The organism is Fictibacillus nanhaiensis (genome assembly GCF_019801215.1).
Classification (GTDB): Bacteria; Bacillota; Bacilli; order Bacillales; family Fictibacillaceae; genus Fictibacillus; species Fictibacillus nanhaiensis_C.
Genome location: NZ_JAHVJO010000010.1, coordinates 1 through 17,596 on the forward strand (window position 1 = coordinate 1; position 17,596 = coordinate 17,596).

A 17,596-nucleotide genomic window follows, 5' to 3' on the forward strand; every position below is an offset into this window, starting at 1 on the left:
TAAATCAGAGGAGCAAGCTCCTCATCATTCGCTCGACTTGCATGTATTAGGCACGCCGCCAGCGTTCATCCTGAGCCAGGATCAAACTCTCCATAAAAGTGTTTGACTTGCTCTTGTTTAATACTGACGGAATTAAATTTAATTCCTTACCTATTTCTTTTGTTCAGTTTTCAAAGAACTTAGTGTTAAGTGCGTCGCTCGTTTTGGCGACTTTAATAATATATCACGCATCATTTTGAGTGTCAATCGTTATTTTAAAATATTTTGCTTTTCATATAAAAAAGGTCCACGAGGGGAAATGACACGCCCACCTGAACCCTTACGATACGTCGCAAAACCTTGTGTTTTCTAGTTATCCAAGAATGAAGAATTCGATTGCCACCAATGAAGCTAACCCAGGTAAACCGGCAATTCCTGATATTAATGCAGTAAAAGCATTGATTGGAATATGAACATCGTAAGAGTTGCCGATTGCATTTAATAAGAACAGAAGCAACGCTCCTATACAAAAACGTGTAATGCCAAATCCGAGCCATCGTAAAGGCCGCATTGGAGCACCTACTAATAATAGAACGAAAATAATGGTTCCGAGAATTGCAATAACTGTGATAGGCTCCACTTCTTGATACCTCCTATAAAAATATCCTGTTTTATTTACTAGTCATTGTATGGGAGTTGTCCAAAAAAAAGACCAGCAGTTATTTTAATCTGCTGGTTGTGACATTTCTTTTTTTCGCTTCTTTTAATAAGAAGAAATATTTAGATTCAGCTAATTGGAGTTTAAAAATAACTTCTTCAGATGGTTCAACACTGCGTTCCACCATTTCCTTTTGATGCATCCAATCAACCTTAAGTTCGTCTAGACTTTGGAGCAACTGTTGATCTCCGGACCGCTTCAAGCGCCCTTTACGGGAAAAAAACATGTAGCAAACCCCTTTAGTTAAATTTCTCTTCTGCCTTCAAGCGCTTTTGATAGCGTAACTTCATCTGCATATTCCAAGTCTCCGCCTACAGGGAGCCCGTGTGCAATGCGGGTGATTTTGATACCGGTCGGTTTTAAAAGTCTAGCCACGTACATGGCCGTTGCTTCACCTTCGATATTCGGATCCGTAGCCATTATTATTTCCTGGACTCCTTCATCGGTTAAACGTTTTAAGAGTTCAGCGATTTTAATGTCTTCTGGTCCGATACCATCCATTGGAGAAATCGCTCCATGAAGAACGTGATAAAGGCCGCGATATTCTTTCATTTTTTCCATAGCGATAACATCTTTGGAATCATGAACGACACAGAGGGTAGAGCGGTCTCTGCTCGAATCATCGCAAATCATACAAGGGTCACGGTCAGTAATATGAAAACAATTGGAACAATAAATGAGCTGACGCTTCGCATTAACCAGTGCTCGGCCAAAATCCAACACGTCGTCTTCCTTCATTTCCAATACGAAAAATGCCAGGCGAACCGCCGTTTTCGGTCCGATGCCCGGCAATTTCATAAAGCTTTCAATCAGTTTTGATATCGGTTCAGGATAATGCATGAGTTAATCCTAGAATAATCCAGGAATGTTAAGCCCTTTTGTGAACTTGCCCATGTCTTGTGAAACCATTTCGTCTACTTTTTTAAGTGCATCGTTCGTAGCCGCTAACACAAGATCTTGAAGCATTTCGATATCTTCTGGGTCAACAACTTCCTCTTTAATGATAATATCTACGATTTCTTTGTGTCCGTTTGCTTTAACAGTCACCATTCCGCCGCCTGCTGTACCTTCGATCAGTTTATCCTTTAGCTCTTCTTGAGCCTTCGCCATATCACGCTGCATTTTTTGCATTTGTTTCATCATATTGTTCATGTTGCCTTTCATCATTTACACTTCCTCCCTATTCGTTCTCATCTTTTATCTCGATTAATTCGTCGCCAACCAATTTGATCGCCTCTGAAATGAGGGGATCATCCGTTTTATCCTGCTCTTCAGAAGTAGGCTGGCCTTGCTGTTGCTCTTTAATAAAATCAGCTTTAAGTTTCTGCCACTCTGGGTCCAAAATGGACAGCATAGACAGGTTCTTCCCTATTGTACTATAAACTGCCCCTTCAACAAAGCTTCTGTTGTTATCTTGTGATGCCATCTGGCGGTGGATCTCATGCTGAAAAGCAAGCAAGAATACTTGGTCAGAACACGCGACAGGTTCTGCTCCAGACAATAAAGCATAAGCACTGACTTTTTCAGAGCGAATCTTATCTAAAATTTCTCCCCACATGCTTTTTAGTTGAACAAGATTTGGTTTCTTCGCTTTTTTCAGCATTTCTTTTACTTGACCGTGAGAAGCTCCGCCTTGTCCGCGAACCACTCTTTTTTCTTTCGGTGCTTCTTGTTCGCCAGGAACAGATGTAGCATTTTGACTCCACCCGCTCTGCTTCATTTTAGCAAGCTCTTGTTCAAGCTGTTCAATTCTTTGTATAAGAGGTTCAACCGAAGGGTTTTCCGTCTGTATGGATCCGCCTGCTTGTTTTTGATAACAAATTTTGATGAAGGTTGTTTCTAAAAAGATTTTCGGGTGATTTGTCCACTTCATCTCTTGTTGTGCCTGATTTAACTGACTGATAATGGAATAGATGCTTTCTGTTTCTGTAGCTGCAGCTAATTGTTCAAAAGCTTCGTCTGTTGAAACACGCTCTAATAACTCCTCAAGTTGCGGAGCTGCTTTATACAACAGCATATCTCGATAATAATAGATCAGGTCTCCTAAAAAGCGGACAGGATCCTTTCCTTCTTTTAAAAGATCTGAAGAGATTGCCAGAGCCTTAGAAACCTCTTTTTCTAAAAAAGCTTCCGCCATGTCAGAAAGATGCTTTTGAGATGCCGATCCGGTTACCGAGAGAACATCTTCAACTCTAACTTTGTCATCACTGTATGAAATAGCCTGATCTAATAAACTGAGTGCATCACGCATGCCGCCCTCTGCAGCTCGTGCTAATAGTTGAAGTGCTTCGTCCTCTACTTCCGTTTCGTTTGCATCGATTACCTTCTTCATCCGTCCAATAATAGAGCTTGAAGAGATCCTTTTAAAATCAAATCGTTGGCATCTTGAAACAATGGTTGCAGGGATTTTATGCGGTTCAGTCGTTGCCAAAATAAAAATGACATGACTTGGCGGCTCTTCAAGTGTCTTAAGCAAAGCATTGAATGCTCCGGTTGATAGCATATGTACTTCATCTATAATGTAGACTTTGTACGTGACAGATGATGGAGCAAATTTTACCTTATCCCTGATATCACGAATATCATCGACTCCTGTATTGGATGCAGCATCAATTTCGAGAACATCAGAAATGGTACCGTTCGTTATGCCTCGGCAAGCATCACATTCATTACAAGGCTCAGCAACTGGAGCTTTTTCACAGTTCACTGCTTTTGCAATAATTTTAGCCGCACTCGTTTTTCCCGTTCCTCTTGGTCCTGAAAACAGATAGGCATGGGAAAGCTTGTCCTGCATCAAGGCATTTTGAATCGTTTTTGTAATGTGTTCTTGTCCGACCACATCTTCAAAACTTTGTGGTCTCCATACACGGTAGAGTGCCTGATAACTCATCCCTTTGCCTCCCTTTACTCGTTTCATTCTTTCTTTATTATACTGAAACATTACAAAAAACTCACCCCTTGAGTGGGATGAGTTATTGTTTATTTATATAAGAATGCCGCGCACCTCTCTTTGGAATAGTCAACCTATGCGTACAAACGCAGTTAGCTCAGTCCAGGTTGCCCCACGGCACACGAAGTGATCCACTTACTGCTGCTTCCTTCCGGACCTGACAGGGTTCATGGGTCTTCGTTGCGTAGGACCCGGACATCAACACCACTTACGATCGTCAGACCATACGTTGAACTAACCGAGGAGAGGAATTCAACCTCGCTACAGCGGATTGCGAGTACAGGGCACCGCTACCTCCCCATCTAGCGCGACAAAGTGTATAACATTGTTAGATGCACAATCAAATGTGCAAGATTTAGTATACTATGCCTCTCATTAAAAATCAACCGTACAAGCCTTAAAGCTCACTTTTTCGATCTTCCTTTTCTTTCCTTTTAAGGTCGCGAAGATTTCTAAAAAAACTTGAAAGAATTTCTCTGCATTCTTCTTCTTTTACTCCGGCAACTACTTCACATTGATGGTTGAAACGATCCTCTCGCAAAAGGTTCATCAACGTCCCAGCACAGCCACCTTTTGGGTCAGCCGCTCCATAAACCACTCTATTTACTCTTGAGAGAACGATAGCACCTGCACACATAGCACATGGTTCTAGTGTGACATACAAAGTTGTGCCTTCAAGTCTCCAGGCACCCGTCTCTTTGCACGCGCTATCGATCGCTAATAACTCAGCGTGGGCAATGGATCGTTGTTCTGCTTCACGCAGGTTGTAAGCTTTAGCGATAATTTTATCATCTTTTACAAGCAAAGCACCGATCGGAACTTCTCCAAGCTCAGCTGCTATTTTGGCTTCTTTTAAGGCCAGATCCATATAATATTCATCTTTTTCTAATATCTCCATGATTTTTAGCTCCAAAGTTTTAGTTGTTAGAGATTATACAAGAGGTTTTGCCAATAATAAAGAAAGGAATGTTTTTATAAAAAAGAAGGAGAGGGACGAAATGACTCAAGTGATGAACGAAACTCCTGTTGCTTTACTTATTATTGACGTCATTAACGATTTTAAATTTGAAGAAGCTCCTCTTTTATTAAAAACAGCTGAGCCGATTGCTGAGAAAATCGTGAATTTAAAAAAGCAAGCTAAAGCAGCAGGCATCCCTGTTATTTATGTAAACGACAATTTTGGTCGATGGCAGTCAGACAAACAAAAGCTTGTTGAATATTGTGCACAACAGGCAGGAAGCAAGTTTGTTACTAAGCTGCAGCCAGAAGATGACGATTATTTTGTGATTAAACCTAAGCATTCGGGATTTTTTTCTACGCCTTTATCCACATTATTAAACGAGCTAAACATACAAACATTAATCATATGTGGAGTTGCTGGAAACATCTGTGTGCTTTTTACAGCTAACGATGCTTATATGAGAGGCTTTACCCTTTATGTCCCTTCTGACTGTTGTGCATCAAATATAGAAGAAGACAATAAGAGAGCGTTGCTTTTAATGGAGAAAACGTTAGATGCCTGTATACGCCCGAGTCACGAACTACATCTCGAATCCATTATTCAGCAAGCTAATAAAAACAAACAAAGAATGATGTACTAGAAGTTGCGATTATCGAATTATTTTGACCGATTCTCTATCCACCTTTTCCAAACGTATGCTACAATATTCTTTGTCTGTAATTTTTCGTTTGTTAAAAGAAAGGGAGGAAAAGAAAGATGAGTTCAACCCCCTTTATCGCAGTTGAAGGGCCGATAGGCGTAGGGAAAACATCACTGGCAAAAGCCATAGCAGAACACTTTGATTTTCAATTATTGAAGGAAATTGTCGAAGAGAATCCTTTTCTCGGAAAATTTTACGACAATATTGATGAGTGGAGTTTTCAAACCGAGATGTTTTTTCTTTGTAATAGATACAAACAGCTTGAAGACATTCAAGATCAATATTTAGGTAAGCACATACCTGTCGTTTCTGATTATCATATTTTTAAAAATAAGATTTTTGCAGGTCGTACGTTAAAGGATCGCCATTATGATAAATACATGCAATGTTTCGATATCCTGACTGAAGATATGCCCGTTCCAAACATGATTATCTATTTAAACGCCAGTCTGGATACATTGTTAAAACGGATAAAACAGCGCGGACGTTTTATTGAGCAGAACATGGAGCCTGCATACTTAGAACAACTAGCAGCTGATTATGATACATTTATGTCTGCCTTTAAAAAACAGCATCCTGAAATCCCGGTGCTTACCTTTAATGGTGACGATTTAGATTTTGTTGCGTATGAAACGGATAAAGAGAAGATCTTTTCCTTAATAGATGCAACTTTGAAAAAAGGAGAAGTTGCGAAATGACCAAGCTTATCCAATATGGTATTCCAAATGATGCCGTAATAACAGTGGCGGGAATGGTAGGTGCCGGTAAATCTACTTTCACTAACGCTCTTGCCAATAAATTAAACTTCCGTACTTCCATGGAAAAGGTCGACAACAATCCATACTTAGAAAACTTCTACCATGATTTTAAACGTTGGAGCTTTCATCTTCAGATTTTCTTTTTAGCCGAGCGTTTCAAAGAACAAAAAAGAATGTTTGATTATGGCGGTGGATTTGTTCAAGACCGTTCCATTTATGAAGACACAGGAATTTTTGCTCGTATGCATTATGACAAAGGAAACATGTCAGAGGTGGATTACGATACATATACCCACCTGTTTGAAGCGATGGTGATGACACCGTACTTCCCTCAGCCTGATTGCCTGATTTATTTAGAAGGATCTTTAGATGATATTTTAGCTCGTATTCAAAAACGCGGACGCAAGATGGAACAGGAAACTCCGGTAACTTACTGGGAAGAAATGTACGATCGCTATGAAAAGTGGATCAATTCCTTTAATTCATGTCCTGTACTGCGAGTGAACATTAACGATTATGATCTGCGTCAAAACCCTGAATCCATTGATCATATTGTTGAAAAAATCGCCCAGAAAATTGAAGCGAAACGAGAAGTTCGCTTATAAACATAGAAAGCCCCGGTACTCAAAATATTGAGCCGGGGCTTTAATGTGTCTTATTTCTTCATCCATTCGGGTTTGCCAAATCCTTTGAATTCTTTATCAATCACTTCTTCAAACTCTTTTGATTCTACTACTTCTTTAATATCTTTTGCAAAAGTGGATTCTACGTCTTTTGTATTTACAACAACGCGGTTACGATATGTATCCGGCATGCTTTCTAATTGAATAGCATCTAACAAGTCCATTTTTGCAGCAAGAGCAAAGTTACCAGGAACCGCTGCAACATCCGCACTTTGTACAGCACGTGGAAGCTGTGCAGCTTCTAATGGTTTGAATATTAAGTTCTTCGGATTGTCTTGAACATCCTTTTCAGATGCAGTTAGTTGGTTAACTCCTTCTTTGATAGTAATTAGCTTCGCGTCTTCAAGCATGATTAAGGTGCGCGCTAAGTTAACGGGATCGTTAGGAATTGCTAATGTACTGCCTTCTTTAATGTCCTCAATCGATTTAAATTTATCTGAATATAACCCCATAGGTGCTGTTGGTACAATTATGACTTCTGATAGTTTCAAATTCTTTTCTTTTGCGAAATTCTCCATATAAACTTTGTGCTGAAAAAGGTTGGCGTCCAGATCACCTTTAGAAAGTGCCATGTTCGGCTGAATATAATCACTAAATTCGATTACCTTAACCTTATATCCCTTTTTCTCAAGTATTGGCTTGATCGCTTTATTGACCATATCTGTATACGGACCTGCCGTTGCTCCAAGCGTAACTTCCTTGTCTTTAGATGCCTCTGATGAAGAAGAGCAGCCAGCCAAACCAAAAGCAAGCAATGCCGTTAATAATGTAAGTATGATTTTTTTCATGTTGATCCCCTTTAAAATTGTTTTTTTGAATACTAGATGCTCTTTGAAAGTTGTTGGTTCCATTGCAGGTGCTTCACTTTTCAGCGGACCGGTGAGCCCATTGTCATTGAAGTGAATAACAAAGAGCGTAAAAGCAACTATCTTTCAGAGAGGAGCCTTAATAAATGTCTCTTAGCATTCAGTTATTGCATATGAAAAAAACTTTATCTTTTATTCACAGCTTTCGCCACACCGTCTCCGATGACTTGCATCAGCTGAACGATGACAATCAATAACACGACGGTTGTTATCATAATCGTGTTGTCATAGCGATAATAACCAAAACGAATCGCAAAGTCTCCAATTCCCCCGCCGCCGACAATGCCTGCCATTGCCGAATAGCCTAATAAGCTTATCGCGGTTACTGTTATGGCTTGAACAATGCCCGGTTTTGCTTCAGGAAGAAGTACTTCTCTAATGATCATCCACGGTGTTGCTCCAACAGCGACAGCCGCTTCTATTACTCCTTTATCTATTTCTCGTAAAGAAGTCTCAACAAGTCGGGCAAAGAACGGAATTGCTGCAACAGACAGAGAAACAGATGCTGCAGTAGGTCCGATTGTTGTTCCCGTGATGAGCTGAGTTAGCGGTAACAGAGCAACTAACAGGATGATGAACGGTACTGAGCGAATCAAGTTGACTATTATTCCTGCCGTTTGTTTAACCAACACATTCTCAAACAGCAAGCCCTTATCCGTAACAAAAAGGATAACCCCCAGTGGCAGCCCTACGATCAAAGAAACACCTAGTGAAATGGCAACCATATATAACGTTTCAAAAAATGCCTTATTTAAATCTGGAAGAATGGTAAATATAGGGTCAAGCAACTTTCTTCACCACCTCAAGATTTTCTATACGACTTTCAATATACGTAATCGCTCGTTTTACTTCTGTTTCATCACCGATCAGTTCCATAATAAAAATGCCAAGCGGTGTTTCTTGGATATATTCAATCTTTCCGTGAAGGATATTTCCTTTTACCTGAAAGTTTTGGAAGAGCTCAGAAACGACGGCTTCTTCTGCGATCGCTCCTTTAAATTGAATCTTAATCACGGTGCCTTTTCTATTCTTCAGCAATGGCTCAGGTAAATCCATCTGTATAACGGAGCTGATGAATGTTTTTGTTAATTCTTTTTCAGGATTTGCAAAAATGTTATACACATCACCTAATTCGATAATCTCTCCATCCTGCATGACAGCCATACGGTGACAAATTTCTTTTACGACTTCCATCTCATGCGAGATGAGTACAATCGTAATACCTAACTTTTTATTGATTGATTTTAAGAGCGATAGGATTGATTTCGTAGTATTCGGATCAAGTGCAGAGGTAGCTTCATCACAAAGCAATACCTTTGGATCGTTTGCCAACGCTCTTGCGATACCGACTCGCTGCTTCTGCCCGCCGCTCAACTGAGATGGATATTGATCTTTTTGATTTTCTAATCCGACCATTTTTAAGAGCTCAAGCGTTTTACGAATAATCTCATCCTTCGATTTTCCTGCCGCTTTTAAGGCAAACGCAATATTTTCTAAAACAGTTTTCGCACTAATCAGATAAAAGTGTTGAAAAATCATGCCAATCTTAAGACGCTCTTCCCTCAGCTCCTTTTTCCCTAACGTAGTAATCGATACTCCATCGATGAGTATGTCACCTGATGTTGGTTTTTCCAATAAATTTAGACAGCGAAGGAGCGAACTTTTCCCTGCACCGCTATAGCCGACGATCCCAAAGATCTCCCCTTTGTCTATCGAAAGTGACACATTTTTAACACCAACAATTTCTTTCCCTTTTACTTTATATATTTTGGTTACGTCTCTAACCTCAATCATCTGTCTTCCCCCTCAACATATAAAAAAGCCCTCTTCATTTCATGGAAGAGGGCGAATAAACAAATATCGACTTATCTTCCAGAATGAACATATCATCCTGCAGGAAGTGGCACCGTTCCATAATGGAGGTTGCCGGACGTCATAGGGCCTGATCCCTCGGTCTCTCTTAATAAGCATTTCATATTGAATTATGTATAGTTGTCATCATACTATCTGTCTAAAAGTTCTGTCAATATTAAATTTTATCACTTTAACGTGTTAGCGCTTACATATATGGATGTAAAAGGATTATTTATTTTACGTTACATTAAAGATTCTTGAAAAGCCATGATTACTTTTTTCTATAGGCTTCTAAAGATTATTGCTTTGGTTTTTAAATCTGACCTTTTGCAAGTTAATAGGAACGAAAGGTACAACAAAAAACCTCATCCGAGTTAACAGATGAGGTTTGAATATGTATATGGAGGAGGTAGAGGGATTCGAACCCCCGCGGGTCGTTAAACCCCTGTCGGTTTTCAAGACCGATCCCTTCAGCCGGACTTGGGTATACCTCCGTGTGACTGACAAAAACTATATTAACATGTGAGTTGTTTAAGTGTCAACGGATTTTATGAAAAAAATAAAAAAAAGAGGGAATGAATTTTCCCCTCTTTTTATGATGACTTAATAATTTACTTAATTACTTCTTTATTCCCCATATATGGACGAAGTGCTTCAGGGATGATTACAGATCCATCTTCCTGCTGATAATTCTCCAATATCGCAGCTACAGTGCGTCCTATAGCAAGACCAGAGCCATTTAATGTATGAACATATTCCGGTTTTCCTTTAGACTCTCTGCGGAAACGGATTTGAGCACGACGAGCCTGAAATGCTTCAAAGTTAGAGCAAGAAGAAATTTCACGGTACGTACCGTAGCTTGGAATGTAAACTTCGATGTCATATTTTTTAGCAGCTGTAAAGCCCAGATCTGCCGTACACATGCTCAATACACGATAAGGAAGATTTAAAAGCTGTAAGACTTTCTCTGCATGTCCAGTCAGCTTCTCTAGCTCATCATAAGATTCTTCCGGCTTCACAAAGCGTACAAGCTCCACTTTATTAAACTGATGCTGACGGATTAATCCTCGTGTATCACGTCCTGCAGAACCTGCTTCAGAACGGAAACATGCACTGTAGGCAGCATATGTGATTGGCAGTTCTTCGTTCGTTAAAATTTCTTCTCGATGCATGTTTGTCACAGGAACTTCAGATGTTGGGATAAGGAAATAATCCTCTTCACGAATCTTGAAAGCATCTTCTTCAAATTTAGGAAGTTGCCCCGTTCCTGTCATACTTTGACGGTTAACCATATATGGTGGTAGCACTTCTGTATAGCCATGCTCATCTTCATGAAGGTCCATCATAAAATTGATGAGTGCTCGCTCTAACCGTGCTCCTAGGCCTTTGTAAAAGGCAAAACGGCTGCCTGTAACTTTTGCACCTCGCTCAAAATCTACAATGTCAAGATCTGTTGCAATATCCCAATGCGCTTTTGGTTCGAATGTAAATTCAGGTATCTCTCCCCAATGACGTACAGGTATGTTATCATCTTCTGTCTCCCCAACAGGAACACTGTCATGTGGGATGTTAGGCAATGTAAGCATGATTGCGTTTAGATTTTCCTCAACTTGGCGAAGTTCATCATCCATCGTCTTAATCTTGTCACCTACTTCACGCATCTCCACGATTAAATGATCGGCATCTTTCTTTTCACGCTTAAATTCTGCAACCTGCTTAGAAACTTCATTACGTCTTGACTTTAAGTTTTCTGTTTCACCGATTAATTCACGGCGGCGCTGATCAAGCGCTTCAAATTGATCAAGTCCAGAAAGGTCTTCACCCCGTTTAGATAACTTTGTTTTTACTTCTTCAAAATTCGAACGTACAAATTTTAAATCCAACATGCTTACTTCCTCCTTTTTGTTGTAAAAAATCAAAAAACTCCCGCCCACTACTCCTAAGAACTTTAGAAATAGGGACGAGAGTTAACCCGCGTTGCCACCCTGATTGCAAAAGACATAGATGCCCTTTGCCGGCTTAATTAGAATTGTAACGGTTCTTCACCGGAAAAGCTTACTAACATTCCGCTTTTCACTCCAGGATGGATTCACAAAACGCTTTGATCGGTTTTCACCAGCCACCGATTCTCTAAGACAAAGCTCTTTTTGCTACTGGTTCCTGTCATTGATTTTTTACTATGATTTTATAGTAATGTACAGCATTTTCTTATTTTATGCAACTACTTCTTTGCTGGTTTGTACCATTTTTACAAAATATTGATGCAAACGATAGTCATCTGTTAATTCTGGATGAAAAGCAGCACATAAGAAATGTCCTTGTTTCGCTGCAACAATTCTGTCGTTATGCTTCGAAAGAATCTCAACTTCAGGACCCACTTCCACAATAAACGGAGCACGAATAAATACTCCTGTGTAGTCTTCACCAACGCCGTGAATCATAAGTTCAGCTTCAAAGCTGTCCACTTGACGGCCAAACGCGTTGCGCTCAACAGTCATGTCGATCAGTTCAAGGTGAGCTGAGTCTTGACCTTGAATTCTTTTTGCCATCAAGATCAATCCTGCACATGTTCCGAACACAGGCTTTTGTTTGGCGAATTCTTTTAACGGTTCTAAAAAACCGTATTTATCAATTAAACGTCTCATCGCAGTGCTTTCGCCACCTGGCATAACAAGACCGTCTAGTTCAGCTAATTCTTCAACACGCTTTACCGCTGTTGCCTGTACTCCACAAGACTCAAGCGCCTGAATATGCTCTCTAACTGCTCCCTGTAAAGCAAGAACACCTATTTTCAGCATCTAATTACCAGCCTCGCTCCTGCATACGGTCAGCAGGATTTAAGGTAGAAATGTCGATCCCCTTCATGGCAGATCCTAAACCTTTAGAAAGCTCAGCGATAAGCTTGTAATCTTGGTAGTGAGTTGTTGCTTCAACAATTGCACGTGCGAATTTTTCAGGGTTCTCCGATTTGAAAACTCCAGATCCAACGAATACTCCGTCAGCTCCAAGCTGCATCATGAGTGCAGCATCAGCCGGTGTTGCAACACCGCCAGCTGCAAAGTTAACTACAGGAAGCTTACCTGCTTTTTTGATCTGCAGAAGAACTTCAAATGGTGCACCTAAGTTCTTAGCTTCTGTCATCAATTCGTCTTCGCTCATTGCTACAACTTTACGGATTTGACCTTGAATCATACGCATGTGGCGAACCGCTTCAACGATGTTTCCTGTTCCAGGCTCACCTTTCGTACGAAGCATTGAGGCACCTTCACCGATACGGCGTGCCGCTTCTCCAAGATCGCGTGCACCACAAACAAATGGTACTGTATAATCGCTCTTCAATAAGTGGAATACTTCATCCGCTGGTGTTAATACTTCACTCTCATCGATGTAGTCAACACCCATTGCTTCAAGCACGCGTGCTTCTACGATATGACCGATTCGTGCTTTTGCCATTACAGGAATAGAAACAGCATTAAGAACCTCTTCTGTAATCGTAGGGTCTGCCATACGAGCTACCCCGCCAGCAGCACGAATATCTGATGGAACGCGTTCAAGTGCCATAACTGCGACTGCTCCTGCAGCTTCAGCGATACGGGCTTGCTCTGCGTTTACAACGTCCATAATGACGCCGCCCTTTTGCATTTCTGCCATTCCTCGTTTTACACGTTCAGTACCTGTTTTTAACATGCTATACTACCCCCTGATTATATGTTGGAATTACCGATTAAATCGGTGATTTTATAATAAAACTAGTATCCTCATCTATTTTAACGTAAATCATAAAAAGCGCAAGCACTCTATATTTTCAGAAAAAAAGCCCTTTAGCATACGCTAAAGAGCTTTTCAAAATTATGGATTAAAACAAACCTTTTACCATATCGACAATACCAGACCAGATTCCACCAAAGAAACCGCCTACGCCTCTTAATGCAAGGATAAACCAATTGGCTTTTTCAACAGAATCCTTTGTTACGACTTCTGTTTTCCCTTTTTTATCAGCATCTAGCAGATAACCGTGGTCTTCACCTTTGCCTTTATAATCGATAAGAACGTGTCCGACAACCTCGCCTTTTTTCACAGGAGCTGTCAATTCACCTTCTTTGGTCATTTTTTTCTTATCTGCAACAAATTTAGGTTTGTAGTTCTCTTTTTCACCGCGTTTTACCACGAGTGATAAAGCTTCTTTTGTGGCAACCTTAACTTCCTTTTCCTTACCTTTTACGACAGGAACGGTTTTATTGCCTTTAATTTGATAATTATCAGGTAAAATTTGAGCTTTTTCAAAGTTATTAAAACCATAGTCAAATAATTTTTTCGTCTCATCAAATCTTGCTTTATAGCTGTTTGTTTTCATGACAACAGACAATAGACGTGTGTCGCCTTTTTTAATCGTACCCGTAAATGCAAAACCAGCTAGATCTGTAGATCCTGTTTTTAATCCGTCTACACCTTGATACCCGTATACAAGGTCAGGAAGCATCCAGTTCCAGTTTTCCATTTTGATTTTATCATCTGTACCATCACGGAAAATTTTTCTAGGAATACTTGCCGTTTCAAGTACTTCCGGGTAATCATTGATTAAACGGAAAGCAAGTATAGCAGTAGAGCGAGCACTCATCATGTTTTCTTCATTTGCATCTCCAGCTGCATGCTTGCCTATCAAGTCTTTGTTGTTCAGCCCAGTGGAATTAACAAAATGATAATCTTTCATACCTAACTCTTTTGCTTTATCGTTCATTTTCTGTACGAATTCAGCTTCAGAACCAGCCAACAATTCAGCTAATGCAATGGTTGCACCATTTGCTGAATAGATCGCCATCGCCTCATATAGTTCACGAACCGTATACTGCTCATCTACTCTTAATGGAACGTTAGAAAGTCCGCGATTCTGTGAGATCTTATGTACGTGATCAGAGATACGCGTTTTTTGATCCCATGAAATTTTGTTTTTCTTGATCGCTTCTAATAAAAGATATTCGGTCATCATTTTAGTCATACTTGCAGGTGGAAGAAGCATATCTACATTTTTCTGATATAAAATTTTCCCCGTTTCACCATCGACCAAAATAGCAGCTTCAGCATTCACATCTAATGTGGGTGCTGCACTTGCTGATTGAGAAAAACTAAACAAACTTCCAATAACAAAAGAAAATACTAGCGTCATCGCTAATAATTGTTTTATCTTGCTGTTCAAAAAACTGCACCTCCATACCCATTTACACAACCGTTATTGTAACATACCCATTTTCAAAAAAATAGACAGAGGATAACCCTCTGTCCTAAAAATGCGCCTTTAGACCGAATAATTTGGTGCTTCTTTTGTAATTTGCACTTGGTGAGGGTGACTTTCTCGAAGACCAGCACCCGTAATTTTTACAAAACGGGAATCATTTTGCAATTCATCGATGGTTGCTGTGCCACAATAGCCCATTCCTGAACGAATACCGCCGATAAGTTGATAAATCGTATCAGCGAGAGGTCCTTTGTACGGCACGCGTCCCTCGATCCCTTCTGGTACAAGCTTTTTATTATTTTCCTGGAAATAACGGTCACTGCTTCCACGCTCCATCGCGCCAACAGAACCCATTCCGCGATAAACTTTGAACTGTCTGCCTTGGAAGATTTCACGGTCTCCAGGGCTTTCAGAAACTCCTGCAAGCATACTTCCAAGCATAACTGCATGTCCACCTGCAGCGATCGCTTTAACGATGTCACCAGAATACTTAATTCCTCCATCAGCGATAATCGGAACACCATATTTTTTCGCTTCTGTCGCACAGTCATAAACAGCGGTCACTTGAGGAACACCTACACCCGCAACAACTCGAGTCGTACATATCGAACCTGGTCCGATTCCAACCTTTACAACACTTGCCCCAGCTTCAATCAAATCACGAGTTGCTTCTGGAGTCGCAACATTTCCTGCAATAATCGTTAAATCAGGATAATGGTCTCTTACTTCTCTTACTTTTTGCAAAACGCCTTCTGAATGGCCATGTGCAGTATCTATAACAATGGCATCTACGCCCGATTCAACCAACTTTTCAACTCTTAGAAGGGCATCTTTCGTTACACCTACTGCAGCACCAACAAGAAGTCGGCCTTGAGAGTCTTTTGCTGAGTTAGGGAACTCGATTACTTTTTCAATATCCTTGATGGTGATAAGACCTTGCAGGATCCCCTCTTCATCTACTAATGGCAGCTTTTCAATCTTATATTTTTGAAGCGTTTTTTCAGCTTCCTTTAATGTAGTACCAACAGGAGCAGTTACTAAATTCTCCTTCGTCATCACATCTGAAATCTTTATGGAGTAATCTTGGATGAATCGCAAGTCACGGTTTGTAAGGATGCCAACCAATTTTTTATCTGCATCAACAATTGGAACGCCGCTAATACGAAACTTCCCCATTAGATGTTCTGCATCAAAAACTTGGTGCTCTGGCGTTAAATAGAATGGATTGGTAATTACTCCACTCTCTGAGCGTTTAACACGGTCTACTTGCTCTGCTTGTTCTTCGATAGACATATTCTTATGAACAATACCTAGTCCACCTTGACGCGCCATTGCAATGGCCATGTTTGCTTCTGTTACCGTGTCCATTCCTGCACTAATAATCGGAATGTTCAATTGAACGGAATCAGATAATCTTGTTTTAATGGAAACTTCCCCCGGAAGAACCGAAGACTTTGCAGGAATCAATAACACATCATCAAACGTTAAACCCTCTTTTGCAAACTTGTCTTGCCACATACCGCAACCACCCCTTCAATTTTATCATCCAGAAAAATATTATTTGTAGATTATCAACTGGGTAAACTAGTGTCAAGGAATACAAGATATGTTCGATTTTTCAAATAATTTAAATTAGAGGAGGAAAATAGCTTATGGTGATTATAAATAATAGCTGGCCTTTGTTTGATATGTTCTTCTCCTCACAAAAAACACAGCGTTTTCTAGCCAAACAGTATGAAAAGTTGAACGTAAAAGACTATAACGGAAAGAGCTTTGATAATACGTATGGCTTTATTTACTATATTGAACATGGAAAAAATTATTATCAGTTAGCTGATCAAGCCCCTGTTGAATTAAAACCCGTGATGCTGTTTTATGGTATGACTCAGCTTATGAAGGCTTGTATATTGTGCGCTGATCCCGATTATCCAGATTCCAGTGCCGTACTGGCACACGGCCTTTCTACAAGAAAACGAAAGAAAAGAAGTTATGAATTTCTTCTGGATGAAGTGAGAGTCCAAAAAACTGGTTTATTTAATCATTTTTGTGAAAAATTGTTTCACATGAAACACATTGAAGGTGAAAAATTTTTGATGGATCATTTGCTTCAAATGGTTCCTGAACTTGGTCCACTTTACAAACAAATGAATGGTTCCATACACCAAGTGAAAATGATCAATCAAACTTCCCATTCCTTTACCATTGCAAAAGATGTCTCTAGCCTTTTACATATGTCTAATGAACGGTTTGTGGATTATATCGAAAGTTATTTCAATTCCAGAATAACATTTGAGACTTCAAAAGAATATACTAATCAGTTCATGGTGCATGTTTTAGAACCACTTACACCTTTTCACTGTTTTCCATTCAGCTATCACATAAGCGAAGAAGCATACTACTTTCCAGTTAACCGGGAACTTTTGCAATTACCCCATATGAATGAATTGATGGTTCATTATGTACTCTTATACAACCTAAGTATGATTAGTCGATATGATACAGAATGGTGGAGCGAACTATTCCACACGTATTCTTCCGAGGAACTGCCATTTATAAATCAGTTCCTAAATATAACAAGCATAAAAATCCCTTACCTATTCGGTCAATTGCTTCATACAAAAAATACACTTTAAATGACTCTTGTTAGATGTCGATTTGTCGAAAAGTTTATAAAACCTAAAATCCGTACTTACACCTTTAAAATGCAAAGAAGAAGATGGTGTTGACCATCTTCCTCATTTTTTCTTTTATATCTCATTGATTCTTTTTAAACACAAAAAAAGAAGATGGATATTCATCCATCTTCCTCATTGCTCAGCGACGTCCTACTCTAACAGGGGGAGACCCCCAACTACCATCGGCGCTGAAGAGCTTAACTTCCGTGTTCGGTATGG

At 39.9% G+C, this 17,596-nt stretch carries 18 protein-coding genes, 1 tRNA gene, 2 rRNA genes, 1 other RNA gene, 1 riboswitch and 1 other annotated feature; of the genes, 4 read left to right on the plus strand and 18 right to left on the minus strand.

Annotated elements, in window-relative coordinates:
- From KUV80_RS18350 to tadA, 8 genes are all read right to left on the minus strand, one after another.
- Nucleotides 1-97: ribosomal RNA gene (locus KUV80_RS18350) — 16S ribosomal RNA — on the minus strand; the annotation flags it as partial.
- A 255-nt stretch (nucleotides 98-352) separates the two neighbouring features.
- On the minus strand, nucleotides 353-619 hold the full coding sequence (locus KUV80_RS18355) for a pro-sigmaK processing inhibitor BofA family protein (RefSeq protein WP_222464167.1): 267 nt from the start codon (nucleotides 617-619) through the stop codon (nucleotides 353-355).
- Nucleotides 620-698: 79 nt separating this feature from the next.
- Nucleotides 699-923 carry a YaaL family protein gene (locus tag KUV80_RS18360; protein ID WP_222464168.1) on the minus strand — a complete coding sequence of 75 codons (225 nt, stop codon included), beginning with the start codon at nucleotides 921-923 and terminating at the stop codon, nucleotides 699-701.
- Nucleotides 924-940: 17 nt separating this feature from the next.
- Nucleotides 941-1,537, minus strand: coding sequence for a recombination mediator RecR (gene recR, locus KUV80_RS18365; protein WP_222464169.1), 597 nt, complete (start codon nucleotides 1,535-1,537; stop codon nucleotides 941-943).
- 9 nt (nucleotides 1,538-1,546) lie between these two features.
- On the minus strand, nucleotides 1,547-1,864 hold the full coding sequence (locus tag KUV80_RS18370; protein ID WP_425309175.1) for a YbaB/EbfC family nucleoid-associated protein: 318 nt from the start codon (nucleotides 1,862-1,864) through the stop codon (nucleotides 1,547-1,549).
- Between the two features lie 13 nt (nucleotides 1,865-1,877).
- Entirely contained in the window at nucleotides 1,878-3,587 is a 1,710-nt protein-coding gene (gene dnaX / locus KUV80_RS18375) for a DNA polymerase III subunit gamma/tau (RefSeq protein ID WP_222464170.1), read from the minus strand.
- A 106-nt stretch (nucleotides 3,588-3,693) separates the two neighbouring features.
- Nucleotides 3,694-3,958, minus strand: an RNA gene (gene ffs, locus KUV80_RS18380) — signal recognition particle sRNA large type.
- Nucleotides 3,959-4,044: 86 nt separating this feature from the next.
- Nucleotides 4,045-4,545 carry a tRNA adenosine(34) deaminase TadA gene (tadA, locus tag KUV80_RS18385; RefSeq protein WP_222464171.1) on the minus strand — a complete coding sequence of 167 codons (501 nt, stop codon included), beginning with the start codon at nucleotides 4,543-4,545 and terminating at the stop codon, nucleotides 4,045-4,047.
- Nucleotides 4,546-4,645: 100 nt separating this feature from the next.
- Between tadA and KUV80_RS18390 the strand changes: the two genes are divergently transcribed.
- From KUV80_RS18390 to KUV80_RS18400, 3 genes are all read left to right on the plus strand, one after another.
- On the plus strand, nucleotides 4,646-5,248 hold the full coding sequence (locus tag KUV80_RS18390; RefSeq protein ID WP_425309178.1) for a cysteine hydrolase family protein: 603 nt from the start codon (nucleotides 4,646-4,648) through the stop codon (nucleotides 5,246-5,248).
- Between the two features lie 116 nt (nucleotides 5,249-5,364).
- On the plus strand, nucleotides 5,365-6,006 hold the full coding sequence (locus tag KUV80_RS18395) for a deoxynucleoside kinase (protein WP_222464172.1): 642 nt from the start codon (nucleotides 5,365-5,367) through the stop codon (nucleotides 6,004-6,006).
- Nucleotides 6,003-6,671, plus strand: a complete 669-nt coding sequence (locus KUV80_RS18400; RefSeq protein WP_222464173.1) for a deoxynucleoside kinase — start codon at nucleotides 6,003-6,005, stop codon at nucleotides 6,669-6,671. The genes KUV80_RS18395 and KUV80_RS18400 overlap by 4 nt, the downstream gene beginning before the upstream one ends.
- Before the next feature lie 50 nt (nucleotides 6,672-6,721).
- Here the strand turns inward: KUV80_RS18400 and KUV80_RS18405 are convergent, their stop codons facing one another.
- The 9 genes from KUV80_RS18405 to guaB all read right to left on the minus strand — a co-directional run bounded on the left by KUV80_RS18405 (nucleotide 6,722) and on the right by guaB (nucleotide 16,220).
- Nucleotides 6,722-7,537 (minus strand): MetQ/NlpA family ABC transporter substrate-binding protein, encoded by an 816-nt coding sequence (locus tag KUV80_RS18405; RefSeq protein WP_222464174.1) that lies wholly within the window; start codon nucleotides 7,535-7,537, stop codon nucleotides 6,722-6,724.
- A gap of 203 nt (nucleotides 7,538-7,740) precedes the next feature.
- Nucleotides 7,741-8,403, minus strand: a complete 663-nt coding sequence (locus tag KUV80_RS18410; protein ID WP_276516687.1) for a methionine ABC transporter permease — start codon at nucleotides 8,401-8,403, stop codon at nucleotides 7,741-7,743.
- Nucleotides 8,396-9,409, minus strand: coding sequence for a methionine ABC transporter ATP-binding protein (locus tag KUV80_RS18415; RefSeq protein ID WP_222464175.1), 1,014 nt, complete (start codon nucleotides 9,407-9,409; stop codon nucleotides 8,396-8,398). Before KUV80_RS18415 ends, KUV80_RS18410 begins: the two co-directional genes overlap by 8 nt.
- Nucleotides 9,410-9,477: 68 nt before the next feature.
- Nucleotides 9,478-9,585, minus strand: a riboswitch (SAM riboswitch).
- A gap of 285 nt (nucleotides 9,586-9,870) precedes the next feature.
- Nucleotides 9,871-9,963, minus strand: a tRNA-Ser gene (locus tag KUV80_RS18420).
- A gap of 117 nt (nucleotides 9,964-10,080) precedes the next feature.
- A complete protein-coding gene (gene serS / locus KUV80_RS18425; protein WP_222464176.1) occupies nucleotides 10,081-11,355 on the minus strand; it encodes a serine--tRNA ligase in 1,275 nt (424 codons plus the stop codon).
- Nucleotides 11,356-11,422: 67 nt separating this feature from the next.
- Nucleotides 11,423-11,645: a binding site (T-box leader), on the minus strand.
- Nucleotides 11,646-11,682: 37 nt separating this feature from the next.
- Entirely contained in the window at nucleotides 11,683-12,267 is a 585-nt protein-coding gene (pdxT, locus tag KUV80_RS18430) for a pyridoxal 5'-phosphate synthase glutaminase subunit PdxT (protein ID WP_222464177.1), read from the minus strand.
- A gap of 4 nt (nucleotides 12,268-12,271) precedes the next feature.
- Nucleotides 12,272-13,156, minus strand: coding sequence for a pyridoxal 5'-phosphate synthase lyase subunit PdxS (pdxS, locus tag KUV80_RS18435; RefSeq protein WP_222464178.1), 885 nt, complete (start codon nucleotides 13,154-13,156; stop codon nucleotides 12,272-12,274).
- 169 nt (nucleotides 13,157-13,325) lie between these two features.
- Nucleotides 13,326-14,633: a D-alanyl-D-alanine carboxypeptidase family protein gene (locus tag KUV80_RS18440; protein ID WP_222464184.1), complete on the minus strand. Its 1,308-nt coding sequence runs from the start codon at nucleotides 14,631-14,633 to the stop codon at nucleotides 13,326-13,328.
- A 129-nt stretch (nucleotides 14,634-14,762) separates the two neighbouring features.
- Nucleotides 14,763-16,220 carry an IMP dehydrogenase gene (guaB, locus tag KUV80_RS18445; protein ID WP_222464179.1) on the minus strand — a complete coding sequence of 486 codons (1,458 nt, stop codon included), beginning with the start codon at nucleotides 16,218-16,220 and terminating at the stop codon, nucleotides 14,763-14,765.
- 134 nt (nucleotides 16,221-16,354) lie between these two features.
- On the opposite strand from guaB, the gene KUV80_RS18450 reads away from it, so the two are divergent.
- Nucleotides 16,355-17,335, plus strand: coding sequence for a YaaC family protein (locus KUV80_RS18450; RefSeq protein ID WP_222464180.1), 981 nt, complete (start codon nucleotides 16,355-16,357; stop codon nucleotides 17,333-17,335).
- Between the two features lie 179 nt (nucleotides 17,336-17,514).
- Here KUV80_RS18450 and rrf read toward each other — a convergent pair.
- Nucleotides 17,515-17,596 (minus strand): 5S ribosomal RNA (gene rrf / locus KUV80_RS18455); the annotation flags it as partial.